Annotated in this window: 11 protein-coding genes; 8 read left to right on the top strand and 3 right to left on the bottom strand. The window is 70.7% G+C overall.

Annotation, left to right across the window (positions count from 1 at the left end):
- Positions 1-47: 47 nt before the first annotated feature.
- Positions 48-929 (top strand): acyl-CoA thioesterase, encoded by an 882-nt coding sequence (locus OHA17_RS33750; protein WP_406509627.1) that lies wholly within the window; start codon positions 48-50, stop codon positions 927-929.
- Positions 930-960: 31 nt separating this feature from the next.
- Positions 961-1,449 carry a glutathione peroxidase gene (locus OHA17_RS33745; protein ID WP_406509626.1) on the top strand — a complete coding sequence of 163 codons (489 nt, stop codon included), beginning with the start codon at positions 961-963 and terminating at the stop codon, positions 1,447-1,449.
- Between the two features lie 91 nt (positions 1,450-1,540).
- On the opposite strand, the gene OHA17_RS33740 is transcribed toward OHA17_RS33745, so the two are convergent.
- Entirely contained in the window at positions 1,541-2,770 is a 1,230-nt protein-coding gene (locus tag OHA17_RS33740) for an acyl-CoA dehydrogenase family protein (RefSeq protein WP_406509625.1), read from the bottom strand.
- 176 nt (positions 2,771-2,946) lie between these two features.
- Between OHA17_RS33740 and OHA17_RS33735 the strand changes: the two genes are divergently transcribed.
- Positions 2,947-3,600, top strand: coding sequence for a TetR family transcriptional regulator (locus OHA17_RS33735; RefSeq protein ID WP_053724185.1), 654 nt, complete (start codon positions 2,947-2,949; stop codon positions 3,598-3,600).
- 215 nt (positions 3,601-3,815) lie between these two features.
- Here OHA17_RS33735 and def read toward each other — a convergent pair whose 3' ends face one another.
- Entirely contained in the window at positions 3,816-4,403 is a 588-nt protein-coding gene (def, locus tag OHA17_RS33730) for a peptide deformylase (protein ID WP_406509624.1), read from the bottom strand.
- Between the two features lie 117 nt (positions 4,404-4,520).
- On the opposite strand from def, the gene OHA17_RS33725 reads away from it, so the two are divergent.
- The 5 genes from OHA17_RS33725 (at position 4,521) to OHA17_RS33705 (ending at position 9,047) form a co-directional block, all read left to right on the top strand.
- Positions 4,521-5,768, top strand: a complete 1,248-nt coding sequence (locus OHA17_RS33725; RefSeq protein ID WP_386007316.1) for a MurT ligase domain-containing protein — start codon at positions 4,521-4,523, stop codon at positions 5,766-5,768.
- A gap of 24 nt (positions 5,769-5,792) precedes the next feature.
- Complete coding sequence (locus tag OHA17_RS33720) at positions 5,793-6,521, top strand: type 1 glutamine amidotransferase (RefSeq protein WP_053724188.1); 729 nt, start codon at positions 5,793-5,795, stop codon at positions 6,519-6,521.
- A 190-nt stretch (positions 6,522-6,711) separates the two neighbouring features.
- Positions 6,712-7,737 (top strand): 6-phosphofructokinase, encoded by a 1,026-nt coding sequence (locus tag OHA17_RS33715; RefSeq protein WP_406509623.1) that lies wholly within the window; start codon positions 6,712-6,714, stop codon positions 7,735-7,737.
- 128 nt (positions 7,738-7,865) lie between these two features.
- Positions 7,866-8,822 (top strand): cytochrome c oxidase assembly protein, encoded by a 957-nt coding sequence (locus tag OHA17_RS33710; protein WP_406509622.1) that lies wholly within the window; start codon positions 7,866-7,868, stop codon positions 8,820-8,822.
- 63 nt (positions 8,823-8,885) lie between these two features.
- Positions 8,886-9,047 carry a hypothetical protein gene (locus OHA17_RS33705; protein WP_199826864.1) on the top strand — a complete coding sequence of 54 codons (162 nt, stop codon included), beginning with the start codon at positions 8,886-8,888 and terminating at the stop codon, positions 9,045-9,047.
- Positions 9,048-9,053: 6 nt separating this feature from the next.
- Here the strand turns inward: OHA17_RS33705 and OHA17_RS33700 are convergent, their stop codons facing one another.
- Positions 9,054-11,468, bottom strand: coding sequence for a polysaccharide lyase 8 family protein (locus OHA17_RS33700; RefSeq protein ID WP_406509621.1), 2,415 nt, complete (start codon positions 11,466-11,468; stop codon positions 9,054-9,056).
- Positions 11,469-11,595 lie beyond the last annotated feature (127 nt).

Below are 11,595 nucleotides of genomic sequence, written 5' to 3'. Positions count from 1 at the left end.
CCCCGGCTGCGACGACCCCGGCACCGACCCGAGAGGACCGCGACGACATGACCAATCCGGCGGAGAGACTCGTCGATCTGCTCGACCTGGAGCAGATCGAGGTCAACATCTTCCGCGGCCGCAGCCCGCAGGAGTCCCTCCAGCGGGTCTTCGGCGGGCAGGTCGCGGGCCAGGCCCTGGTCGCGGCCGGGCGCACCACGGACGGCGAGCGTCCGGTGCACTCGCTGCACGCGTACTTCCTGCGGCCGGGGCGGCCCGGCGTGCCGATCGTCTACCAGGTGGAGCGGGTGCGCGACGGGCGGTCCTTCACCACCCGGCGGGTCACCGCGGTCCAGCAGGGCCGCACGATCTTCAACCTGACCGCGTCCTTCCACCGCCCCGAGCCCGGCAGCATCGAGCACCAGCTCCCTCCGCGCCTCGACTTCCCGGAACCGGAGTCGCTGCCCACGGTCGCCGAGGAGATCCGCGAGCACCTGGGCGCCCTGCCCGAGGCCCTGGAGCGGATGGCGCGCCGCCAGCCCTTCGACATCCGGTACGTCGACCGGCTGCGCTGGACGGCCGAGGAGATCAAGGGCGCGGATCCGCGCAGCGCTGTCTGGATGCGCGCGGTCGGCCCGCTGGGCGACGACCCGCTGGTGCACACCTGCGCGCTGACGTACGCGAGCGACATGACGCTCCTGGACGCGGTGCGCATCCCGGTCGAGCCGCTGTGGGGGCCGCGCGGCTTCGACATGGCCTCGCTCGACCACGCGATGTGGTTCCACCGCCCGTTCCGCGCCGACGAGTGGTTCCTGTACGACCAGGAGTCCCCGGTCTCGACGGGCGGCCGGGGCCTGGCCCGCGGCCGGATCTACAACCGCGAGGGCGAACTGCTGGTGTCGGTGGTCCAGGAGGGCCTCTTCCGCCCGCTGACCGCCGCCGGCGACTGATCAACTCACCTTTTTCCAGAAGGAGTTACCGATGAGCCTGTACGACATCCCGCTGCGCACCCTGACCGGCGAGCCGACTTCCCTCGCCGACTACAAGGGCCGGGCCGTGCTCCTGGTGAACGTGGCGTCCAAGTGCGGCCTGACCCCGCAGTACGCCGGTCTTGAGCGGCTCCAGAAGGAGTACGGCGACCGCGGTCTGACCGTGCTCGGCGTGCCGTGCAACCAGTTCGGCGGCCAGGAGCCCGGCACCGCCGAGGAGATCGGCACCTTCTGCTCGGCCACGTACGGCGTGACCTTCCCGCTCCTGGAGAAGACCGACGTGAACGGCGAGGGCCGGCACCCGCTCTACGCGGAGCTGACGAAGACCGCGGACGCCGACGGCGAGGCCGGCGACATCCAGTGGAACTTCGAGAAGTTCCTGCTCTCCCCGCGGGGCGAGGTCGCCGCGCGCATCCGCCCCCGCACGGAGCCGGAGGCCCCCGAGGTCGTCGCCCTCATCGAGGCCAACCTGCCTGCCTGATCCGGGACTTGACGCCAAGGCGCCCCCCTCGCGCGAGGGGGGCGCCTTGGCACAACCGGAGCGGGGCAGCCCCGCTCCTGCCAGCCGACCGCTAGCGGATCGGCATGCCCGACAGGGTGCGGGCGATGACGAGCCGCTGGATCTCGCTCGTACCCTCAAAAATGGTGTAAATAGCCGCGTCCCTGTGCATGCGCTCCACCGGGTACTCGCGTGTGAAGCCGTTGCCGCCGAGGATCTGGATCGCCTGGGCGGTGACCTTCTTCGCCGTCTCGCTCGCGTACAGCTTGGACATCGAGCCCTCGGCCGACTCGAACTTCTTGCCCGTCGTCGCCATCCAGGACGCGCGCCACACGAGCAGGCGGGCCGCGTCGATCTGGGTGCGCATGTCGGCGACCTGGAAGGCGATGCCCTGGTTGTCGATGATCGGGCGGCCGAACTGCTCGCGGGTCTTGGCGTATTCGAGCGCGTAGTCGTACGCGGCCCGTGCGGTGCCGACCGCCATCGCGCCGACGGCCGGGCGGGACGCCTCGAAAGTGGCCATCGCGGCGTTCTTCACGCGCTCACCAGCACCAGCCTTCGCCCTCTCGCGGGCCCGGGCGAGCCGCTCGTCGAGCTTCTCCTTGCCGCCGAGGAGGCAGTGCCCCGGTACGCGTACGTCTTCGAGGACGACCTCGGCGGTGTGCGAGGCGCGGATGCCGTGCTTCTTGAACTTCTGGCCCTGGGTCAGGCCGGGGGTGTTCGGCGGCACGATGAAGGAGGCGTGGCCCTTGGAGCCCAGCGCCGGGTCGACCACGGCGACCACGACGTGGACGTTCGCGATGCCGCCGTTCGTGGCCCAGGTCTTGGTGCCGTTCAGGACCCACTCGTCCTTGGCTTCGTCGTACACGGCCTTCGTGCGCATCGAGGCGACGTCGGAGCCCGCGTCCGGCTCGGAGGAGCAGAAGGCGGCGACCTTGACGTCGGTCACGTCGCCGTACATCTGCGGGATCCAGGTGCCGATCTGCTCCTCGGTACCGTTGGCGAGGACGCCGACGGCGGCCAGGCCCGTGCCGACGATGGAGAGCGCGATGCCCGCATCGCCCCAGAACAGCTCCTCCATGGCGACCGGGATGCCGAGGCCGCTCGGGTCGAAGAACTGCTGCGCGTAGAAGTCGAGGGAGTAGATTCCGACCTTGGCCGCTTCCTGGATCACCGGCCAGGGGGTCTCCTCGCGCTCGTCCCACTCGGCGGCCGCGGGGCGGATCACATCCTTGGCGAACCCGTGCAGCCAGTCCCGGACCTGCTTCTGGTCGTCGTTGAGATCCATCGTGAACTCGGCCATGTCCCCTCCACCACTCCAAGCGTTACTTGCGGTAACCGCAGTCTGTTACCGACGGGTAGCCCCTGTCAACCGACCACCGGGCGCCCAGCGCCGCCGCCGGGCGGAGTGTTACGTTGCGCAAGGCTTTCGAAAGATGGAACCCACGGAAAATGCAGTACGGGCGGGGAGAAGAACCCATGGAGACCACACAGCAGGCCGCACAGCAGCGAACGGCGGCCGAGCGCCGGCGGCGCGAACTGCTGGAGGCGGCGGACCGGGTGGTGCTCCGGGACGGCCCGAAGGCCTCCATGAACGCGATCGCGGCCGAGGCGGGCATCACCAAGCCCATCCTCTACCGCCACTTCGGCGACAAGGGCGGCCTCTACCGCGCGCTGGCCCAGCGCCACACCGACGCCCTGCTCTCCGCACTGCGGGCCGCGCTCGACGCGCCCGCCGAGCGGCGCGAGCGGGTCGAGGCGACGCTGGAGACCTATCTGACGGCCATCGAGGCGCGGCCTCAGGTGTACCGGTTCCTGATGCACCCCGCGGAGGACTCCCCGGCACCGGAGTCCGAGCAGGGCTTCGACGTGGGCCGGCACTCCGCGCCGCTGCTCCGCCGCATGGGCGAGGACCTGGGCGTGGTGATCGCCGAGCGGATCGATCTCGGGCCGGGCAGCGAGGTGCTCGCGCGGGTCTGGGGGCACGGGATCGTCGGCATGATGCATGCGGCGGGCGACTGGTGGCTGGGCGAACGCCCGTGCTCCCGCGCGGAGTTGGTGCAGGCGCTGGCCGACCTGTTGTGGGGGCGGCTGGCTGCGGCGGGCGACCGGGTGGGCGGACCGGGCTTCTGATCCCCCACCCCGCCCCTTCCCGAGAGCCTCCGGCGGTGAAGGACCCTGGGGCTCCGCCCCAGACCCCGTTCGCGCCTGAAGGGCGCTCGTCCTCAAACTCCCCCAAGGCCTTAAGGGCCAGGGGGGACCCCCATGACGGGCTGGGTATGCGCGCATCCACCCTGCCAGGGGCGCGGGGAACCGCGCGACCAGCCATCCACGGTCCGCAGCCGGACTTATTCCCCCGGAGGGTTGAGGGAAGGGGCGGGGTGGGGCCAGTGCGCCCGTCCGCCCCACGGCGCCTTGCGGATCGCCCGCCGCAACCGGGACCGACGCCACCCCGTGACCCGGTCCGCGTACACCACCCCCTCCAAGTGGTCGCACTCGTGCTGCAGGCAGCGGGCGAAGAACCCGGTGCCTTCGATGCGTACGGGCGCGCCCGAGAGGTCCACGCCCTCCACCACCGCCCGGTCGAAGCGCGAGGTCGGCGCCTCCAGACCCGGCAGGGAGAGGCAGCCCTCGGGGCCGCGCACCTCTATGCCGTCGGCCTCCACCAGGCGGGGGTTGACGACGTACCCCAGATGCCGCACGTCCTCGTCGTCGGGGCAGTCGTACACGAACACCCGCTGGGCGACGCCGATCTGGTTCGCCGCCAGGCCGACACCGTCGGCCGCGTACATCGTGGCGAACATGTCCTCGACGAGGCGGTGCAGCGCGGGCCCGAAGTCCGTGACGGGTTCGCAGGGGGCGTGGAGCAACCGGTCGCCGAGGAGACTCATCTCTCGTACGGAGCCGGAACTGCCGGGAATGGGACGGTGGCGCATGGGCGCAAGAGTACGTTCCGAGGGGTGGAGGCCATTCCGGATGGTGGCGCGGTTCGGGGCGCTGACCGGATCTCGATAGGCTGACACCCGACCCAGGCGCAAGGAGGATCAAGGACGATGTCAGGACACGTTGGAGGTGCCGGGCCCCTGTCACCGCGAGCCAAGCTGGCGGTGACCGCGGGCAAGGCCGCCGCGGCGGTGTCGCGCGCGGCGGGCCGGGGCAGTGGATCGGTGATCGGCGGGCGCGTCGCGCTCAAGCTCGACCCCGATCTGCTCGGGCGGCTCGCCACTCATCTGGACGTCGTCCTGGTGTCGGCGACGAACGGCAAGACGACCACGACCCGGCTGATCGCCGAGGCGCTGCGGGCCAGCGGCCCGGTGGTGTCGAACGCGCTCGGCGCCAACATGCCGGCCGGCATCACGTCGGCGCTGGCGGGCGGTTCGGACGCCAAGTACGGCGTGATCGAGGTCGACGAGAAGTATCTGGCGGGTGTCGCGCGCGATGTGACGCCGAAGGCGATCGCGCTGCTCAACCTCTCGCGCGACCAGCTCGACCGCGCCGCCGAGACCCGCATGCTCGCCGAGAAGTGGCGCGAGGGCCTGTCCGGCTCCAAGGCCGTGGTGATCGCCAACGCGGACGACCCGCTGGTCGTGTGGGCGGCGTCCTCCTCCCCCAACGTGGTGTGGGTGGCGGCCGGTCAGGAGTGGAAGGACGACGCCTGGTCGTGCCCCGCCTGCGGCGGCGTGATGCAGCGGCCCGGCGACGACTGGTTCTGCGGCGAGTGCGGTTTCCGCCGCCCGGCGCCCAGTTGGGTCCTCAACGGCGACTACGTACTGGACCCGCACGGGTCGGCCTGGCCGATCCACCTCCAGTTGCCCGGCCGCGCCAACAAGGCGAACGCCGCCACCTCCGCCGCGGTCGCCGCGGTGTTCGGGGTGCCGCCGCAGGTCGCCCTTGAGCGCATGTACCAGGTGCAGGCGGTCGCGGGACGTTACGACGTGGTCAGCTTCCAGGGCCGTGAGCTGCGGCTGCTGCTCGCGAAGAACCCGGCGGGCTGGCTCGAAACGTTTTCCCTCATCGACCCGCCGCCCACGCCGGTCATCCTGTCCGTCAACGCCCGCGGCGCCGACGGCACGGACACCTCCTGGCTGTGGGACGTCGACTACACCCGGCTCGCCGGCCACCCGATCTTCGTGATCGGCGACCGCAAGCTGGACCTCGCGGTGCGTCTGGAGGTCGCGAACCTGGACTTCCGGGTCTGCGAAAGCCTGGAGGAGTGCGCCCAGTTGGCGCCGCCCGGGCGGATCGAGCTGATCGCCAACTACACCGCGTTCCAGGACGTCCGCCGCGTCGTCGGCAACTGACCAAGGAAGGAGCAAGCAAGCGACATGGCAGACAACAGCCTGCGCCTCGTGTGGGTCTACCCCGACCTGCTGAGCACCTACGGCGACCAGGGCAACGCCCTGGTCGTGGAGCGCCGGGCGCGCCAGCGCGGCCTGGACGTGCACCGGCTCGACGTCCGCAGCGACCAGCCGATCCCGACCTCCGGTGACATCTACCTCATCGGCGGCGGCGAGGACCGGCCGCAGCGGCTCGCGGCCGAGCGGCTGCGCCGCGACACCGGCCTGAGCCGGGCGGCGTCCAACGGCGCGATCATCTTCTCGGTCTGCGCCGGGTACCAGATCCTGGGCCACGAGTTCATCAACGACCTCGGCGAGCGCGAGCCGGGCCTCGGCCTGCTCGACGTGATCTCGACGCGCGGCGAGGGCGAGCGCTGCGTCGGCGACGTGCTCGGCGACATCGACGAGCGGCTCGGGCTGCCCCAGCTGACCGGTTTCGAGAACCACCAGGGCGTCACCCACCTCGGCCCGACCGCCCGCCCGTTCGCCCGGGTCCGCCTGGGCAAGGGCAACGGCACGGGAGACGGCACCGAGGGCGCGTACAACGACACCGTGTTCGGTACGTACATGCACGGCCCGGTCCTCGCGCGCAATCCGCAGATCGCGGACATGCTCCTGAAGCTGGCCCTCGACGTGAACGCACTGCCGCCGACCGACGACCGCTGGTACGAGGCGCTGCGCGCCGAGCGCATCGCGTCGGCGACCCAGCCCGCGTAACGCTCGAAACAGGCAAGAGCGGACACCTTGGGCAACTCGGTCCGGCTGGTGGACGGTTCGTACGTTCGTACCACGTCCATCAGTCGGACCTCCGATTCGGCCCCCGTCACCCTGCGCCGGTAGGGTGACGGGGATCCAACCGGACGACGTGGTCCGGTCGTCGGCCCACGTTGCAAAGGTTCTCCGGGCAATGCGAATTGGTGTGCTCACCTCCGGCGGCGACTGCCCCGGCCTGAACGCCGTCATCCGATCCGTCGTGCACCGCGCGGTGGTCGACCACGGCGACGAGGTCATCGGCTTCCACGACGGCTGGAGGGGCCTGCTCGAAGCCGACTACCGCAAGCTCGACCTCGACGCGGTCGGCGGCATCCTCGCCCGTGGCGGCACCATCCTCGGCTCCTCCCGCGTCCAGCCCGCGCATCTGCGCGACGGCGTCGAGCGCGCCAAGGGACACGTCGCCGAGCTCGGTCTCGACGCGATCATCCCGATCGGCGGCGAGGGCACCCTGAAGGCCGCGACCCTGCTCTCCGAGGCGGGGCTCCCTATCGTGGGCGTGCCCAAGACCATCGACAACGACATCGCCTCGACCGACGTCACCTTCGGCTTCGACACCGCCGTGGGAGTGGCGACCGAGGCCCTCGACCGTCTGAAGACCACCGCCGAATCGCACCAGCGCGTGCTGATCGTCGAGGTCATGGGCCGCCACACCGGCTGGATCGCACTGCACTCGGGCATGGCCGCCGGTGCGCACGCCATCGTGGTGCCCGAGCGCCCCTTCGACATCGACGAGCTGACCGAGCTGGTCGGCCGGCGCTTCTCGGCGGGCAAGAAGTTCGCGATCGTCGTCGTCGCCGAGGGCGCCAAACCGCGCGAGGGCTCGATGCAGTTCGACGTGGGCGGCACGGACGTCTACGGCCACGAGCGCTTCGCGGGCGTGGCCCGCCAGCTCTCCATCGAGCTGGAGCAGCGCCTGGACAAGGAGGCCCGGCCGGTCATCCTCGGCCACGTCCAGCGCGGCGGCACGCCCACCGCGTACGACCGGGTGCTCGCCACCCGCTTCGGCTGGCACGCGGTCGAGGCCGCCCACCGCGGCGAGTTCGGGATGCTGACAGCGCTGCGCGGCACCGACATCGTGATGGTCCCGCTCGCCGAGGCGACGGCCACCTTGAAGACCGTCCCGGCCGAGCGGTACGCCGAAGCGGAGTGCGTGCTCTAGCCCCCGGCCGCACAGCACCGTCCGCTTCCGGATTGTTTTGTACGCAATGAACCGCCCCCGGCCGCATCACCGGCCGGGGGCGGTTCTAGTCTGGTGCGGGACAACCGGTACGAATCAGGAGTCAGCGGATGGATCACAGCGGGCACGGCATGGACATGAACATGGACCTGCCGCCGTTCACGCTGGCGCGGGGCCTCGAATGGTCGGCGGACCCCTTCTTCCTCATCGGCTGCCTCCTCGGGCTCGGCCTGTACGCGTGGGGTGTGGTCCGGCTCAGGCGGCGCGGTGACAGCTGGCCGGTCAGCCGGATGATCTTCTGGACCGTGGGCGTCCTGACCATCGGGCTCGTCATGTGCACCAAGCTGAACGACTACGGCATGGTCATGTTCAGCGTGCACATGGTGCAGCACATGGTGATCAGCATGCTGTCGCCGATCCTGCTGCTGCTCGGCGCGCCGGTCACGCTCGCGCTGCGCGCGCTGCCGGTCGCCCCGCGCGGCCGCAAGGGCCCGCGCGAGCTGCTCCTGATGCTGCTGCACAGCCGGTACATGAAGATCATCACGCACCCGGCCTTCACGATCCCGCTCTTCATCGCGAGCCTGTACGGGCTCTATTTCACGCCGATCTTCGACTTCCTGATGGAGTCCAGGACCGGGCACATCGCGATGATGGTCCACTTCCTCGCGGTCGGCCTGGTCTTCTTCTGGCCGATCATGGGCGTGGACCCGGGCCCGCACCGGCCCGGCTATGTGATGCGGATGCTGGAGCTCTTCGCCGGCATGCCCTTCCACGCCTTCTTCGGCATCGCCCTGATGATGGCCAGCGAGCCCATGATCGGCACGTACAAGAACCCGCCGGCCTCGCTCGGCATCGACGCGCTCACCGACCAGCAGGCCGGTGGCGGCATCGCCTGGGCGTTCAGCGAGATCCCCTCGGTGCTCGTCCTGATCGCGCTCGTCTTCCAGTGGTACGCCACCGAGAAGCGGCACGCGCGCCGCACCGACCGGGCCGCCGACCGCAACGGCGACAAGGAACTTCAGGCCTACAACGCCTATCTCGCCTCACTGAACACGCGCGGGCAGTAGCGCGGCGGCCCCTCCCGGAGAGACCATGGTCTTCACGGCGCCCGCCGGGAGGAAGGGGACGCTATGCCCCGTTCGACGAAGTCGATGATGGTGCTCACCCTCGTGATGCTGGTGGTGATCACTGCGTACACGGTGGCGCTCGGCAGCAGCGGCTGGCTGTGGTTCGGCTGGGTGGTGCTCGGGCTCACCGCGATCGGGACGGCCGCGACGTCGCGCAGCACGTGAGCCCGGTCAGCCGAGCCTGACGGTGGTCTGCTGCGTGGCTCCCCCGGTGCCGCTGAGGTCGCCGAAGGTGAGGGTCAGGGACGAGCCCGTGGTGGCGCCGGTGACGGTGGCCGGGCGGGAGGTCACCGAGGCGACGGCCCGTCTCCAGGTGAGGGTCAGCGAGGTCTGCATCCGCATGGGGTCGCTGACGCAGATCACCGCGGTGCCGTCGCTCCGCTCGCCGATCATCACGGCGCACGGCGCGCTGGCGGTGAGCGCGCCGACGGTGCCGCCGAACCAGAAGTTGACCCCGGTGAAGCCGAGCGAGGGCACCTGGACGCCCTGCTGGTTGTCGGTGTTGGCCAGCACGCTCAGCCAGCCGGTGTCGGCGGCGCGGGCGGCGGTCTGGGCGGCTGATGCGCTCGGCATCAGCACGTAGGAGTATCCGGCGCCGGACGGGTTCGTGCCGTGGTCGGCCCACAGGGTGAGGTAGCGGCGGCTGATCGGCGTCGTCGAGCTGCCCTTGTTGATGTCGCTCCAGCGGCCGGTACGCTCCTCGCGCCTGGCCTGTACGGTCGCCCGGCCGGGGAAGACGTAGCCGCCGTGGCCCGCGAGGTGGGCCCAGGAGGCGCCGGTCAGGGTCGCCGACCAGGGGTGGGCGAGCGGCTGCACGGTCCCGTCGACGGTGAGGGCGGCGCTTCCGGTCGGCCCGAGGTTGCGGTTGTCGACGGTCGACTCGACGGCCGTGCCGTCCGTGCACGAGATGCCCGCGCCCAGGCACACGATGGCGTCATCGAGGCAGAACCAGGACTTCTTCGCGAGCAGGGTGCTTCCCAGGCCCTTGAGGTACTGGCCGATCGAGGCCCGCTGCCCGTCGGTCGCGCCGCCCACCCAGTTCACGTCCGGTCTGGACGCTCCCCAGTCACCGCCCGCCGCATCCGCGAGGGCCTTGCGCGAGGCCGTGGTGCCGGGCAGCCGGTACGGGTCCACGGTGGGCCAGAAGGCGTCGCTGTACTGGCCGTTCGCATAGGTGTCGCCCCACCAGTAGAGCATTCCGGACCCGGTGTGCCAGCCGTGCAGGTTCTCGCCGTTGCCGGTCTCGTAGTACGTGATCCGCTTGTCGGCCATGCTGATGGCGGCGGCCCAGGTGGGCCGGCGGTGGGTGGCACGGGCCATGTGCGTGAAGAGGCGGTGGCCGACGGGTTCGGCGATCGCGGACACCGTACTGTCGTCCTGAACTCCCTTGATGCGGGCGAGACTTGAGATGTTCAGGAAGCCGTCGTCCAGCGGCGGGCTGTAGTAGTCGCGCTGCGTCCAGCCTTTGACGAGCCCGCGCCAGCGGGCGTTCTCGGCGCTACTGGCACCCTGCCCGAGCAGCACGATCGAGGCGAGGATCGAGTGGCCGCGCGCATGGTCGTCCTGCTGAGGGCCGCCCGCGGCGGAGATCCCCCGGCTGATGGCGCGGCCCGCGACGCCGTCCAGGGCGAGGCCGTTGTAGAGGAAGGGCGCCCAGGCGTTCTCGACCGCGTCGAAGACGATCTGCCGGGCCGGGTCCGTGACCTGCCAGGCGGAGCCGGCGAGCAGGGCGAACAGCATGCCGAGGCCGCCGAGCATCACCGACCCGTAGGAGGCGGTGTACGGCACATAGGTGTGCTGGATGAAGGAGCCGTCGGCGTAGAGCCCGTCTCCCGAGGCCACGTACGGGAAGACCGGCGAGAGCGCGTTCGCGGCCAGGGAGAGCTTCGCCGAGCTCTTGCCGAGCACTCCGCGCAGCGCGAGCACCCGGCACAGGTCGACGCGGTTGGCTCCGGTGCTCGTACCGGAGTAGACGGAGACGGCGCTGTCCGGCACGAAGTGGTCAACTGCCGTGAGATAGCTGGCCAGTTGGGCCGACGAAAGATGGTCGTACAGCAGGACGCTGCTGTCGAGCAGGGCCTGCGGGGCGCCGATCTGCCAGTTGTACCAGTTGCCGTAGGCGGCCCGGCCCTCGTTGTAGACGTCGCTGTGGAGGTGGTCGAGGCCGGTGGCTATGGCGGTGGCGAGGGCGCTGTCGCCGGTGACTCCGGTGCCCGGCCGGCTGTAGGCCTCGGCCATGGTGCGCAGCCGGGAGTAGCTGTCGTTCATGCGGGCCGAGTAGCCGTACGACTCCTGGTCGGTGTCCGGGTCCGGGTCGGCGTAGACGGCGTCGGGCCACAGGGATCCGCTCACCGGGGCCATCGTCGAGAGCAGGGCCGAGGCGGCGGAGCCGAGGTCGGCGAGCCTGGACTTGAACGGTTCGGCGGTGGGGCTGAAGCCGGTGCCGAGGATCAGCGTCCGCCAGGTGGCGCGCAGCGCGTCGTAGGCGTCGGCGGCTTCGGCCCGCGGGGCCCCGGCGATCCCCAGGGCGAGGGCCGAGGAGCCCGTGGCATACAGAAAGGCACGGCGGGACCAGGGAGTTGTCATGGGGACTCCAGCCCGAGGAGTGGGAGGGAAGGGGAGGGAGGGGTTCACGCGGTGACGTGAACGGTTTCTACTCTTCGCACTTCGTTCGCTCAAGAACTCGCGCACAAATGATCGATTGATCGATCCG

Source organism: Streptomyces sp. NBC_00212 (assembly GCF_045206365.1).
In the GTDB taxonomy this organism is placed as follows: Bacteria; Actinomycetota; Actinomycetes; order Streptomycetales; family Streptomycetaceae; genus Streptomyces.
This window is presented reverse-complemented; position numbering and strand designations above follow the sequence as displayed.

Excerpts from the sequence above, each read along its gene's own strand:
- OHA17_RS33750 (WP_406509627.1), top strand. The coding sequence starts at position 48 with ATGACCAATCCGGCGGAGAGACTCGTCGATCTGCTCGACCTGGAGCAG.
- OHA17_RS33745 (WP_406509626.1), top strand. The coding sequence starts at position 961 with ATGAGCCTGTACGACATCCCGCTGCGCACCCTGACCGGCGAGCCGACT.
- OHA17_RS33740 (WP_406509625.1), bottom strand. The coding sequence starts at position 2,770 with ATGGCCGAGTTCACGATGGATCTCAACGACGACCAGAAGCAGGTCCGG.
- OHA17_RS33735 (WP_053724185.1), top strand. The coding sequence starts at position 2,947 with ATGGAGACCACACAGCAGGCCGCACAGCAGCGAACGGCGGCCGAGCGC.
- def (WP_406509624.1), bottom strand. The coding sequence starts at position 4,403 with ATGCGCCACCGTCCCATTCCCGGCAGTTCCGGCTCCGTACGAGAGATG.
- OHA17_RS33725 (WP_386007316.1), top strand. The coding sequence starts at position 4,521 with ATGTCAGGACACGTTGGAGGTGCCGGGCCCCTGTCACCGCGAGCCAAG.
- OHA17_RS33720 (WP_053724188.1), top strand. The coding sequence starts at position 5,793 with ATGGCAGACAACAGCCTGCGCCTCGTGTGGGTCTACCCCGACCTGCTG.
- OHA17_RS33715 (WP_406509623.1), top strand. The coding sequence starts at position 6,712 with ATGCGAATTGGTGTGCTCACCTCCGGCGGCGACTGCCCCGGCCTGAAC.
- OHA17_RS33710 (WP_406509622.1), top strand. The coding sequence starts at position 7,866 with ATGGATCACAGCGGGCACGGCATGGACATGAACATGGACCTGCCGCCG.
- OHA17_RS33705 (WP_199826864.1), top strand. The coding sequence starts at position 8,886 with ATGCCCCGTTCGACGAAGTCGATGATGGTGCTCACCCTCGTGATGCTG.
- OHA17_RS33700 (WP_406509621.1), bottom strand. The coding sequence starts at position 11,468 with ATGACAACTCCCTGGTCCCGCCGTGCCTTTCTGTATGCCACGGGCTCC.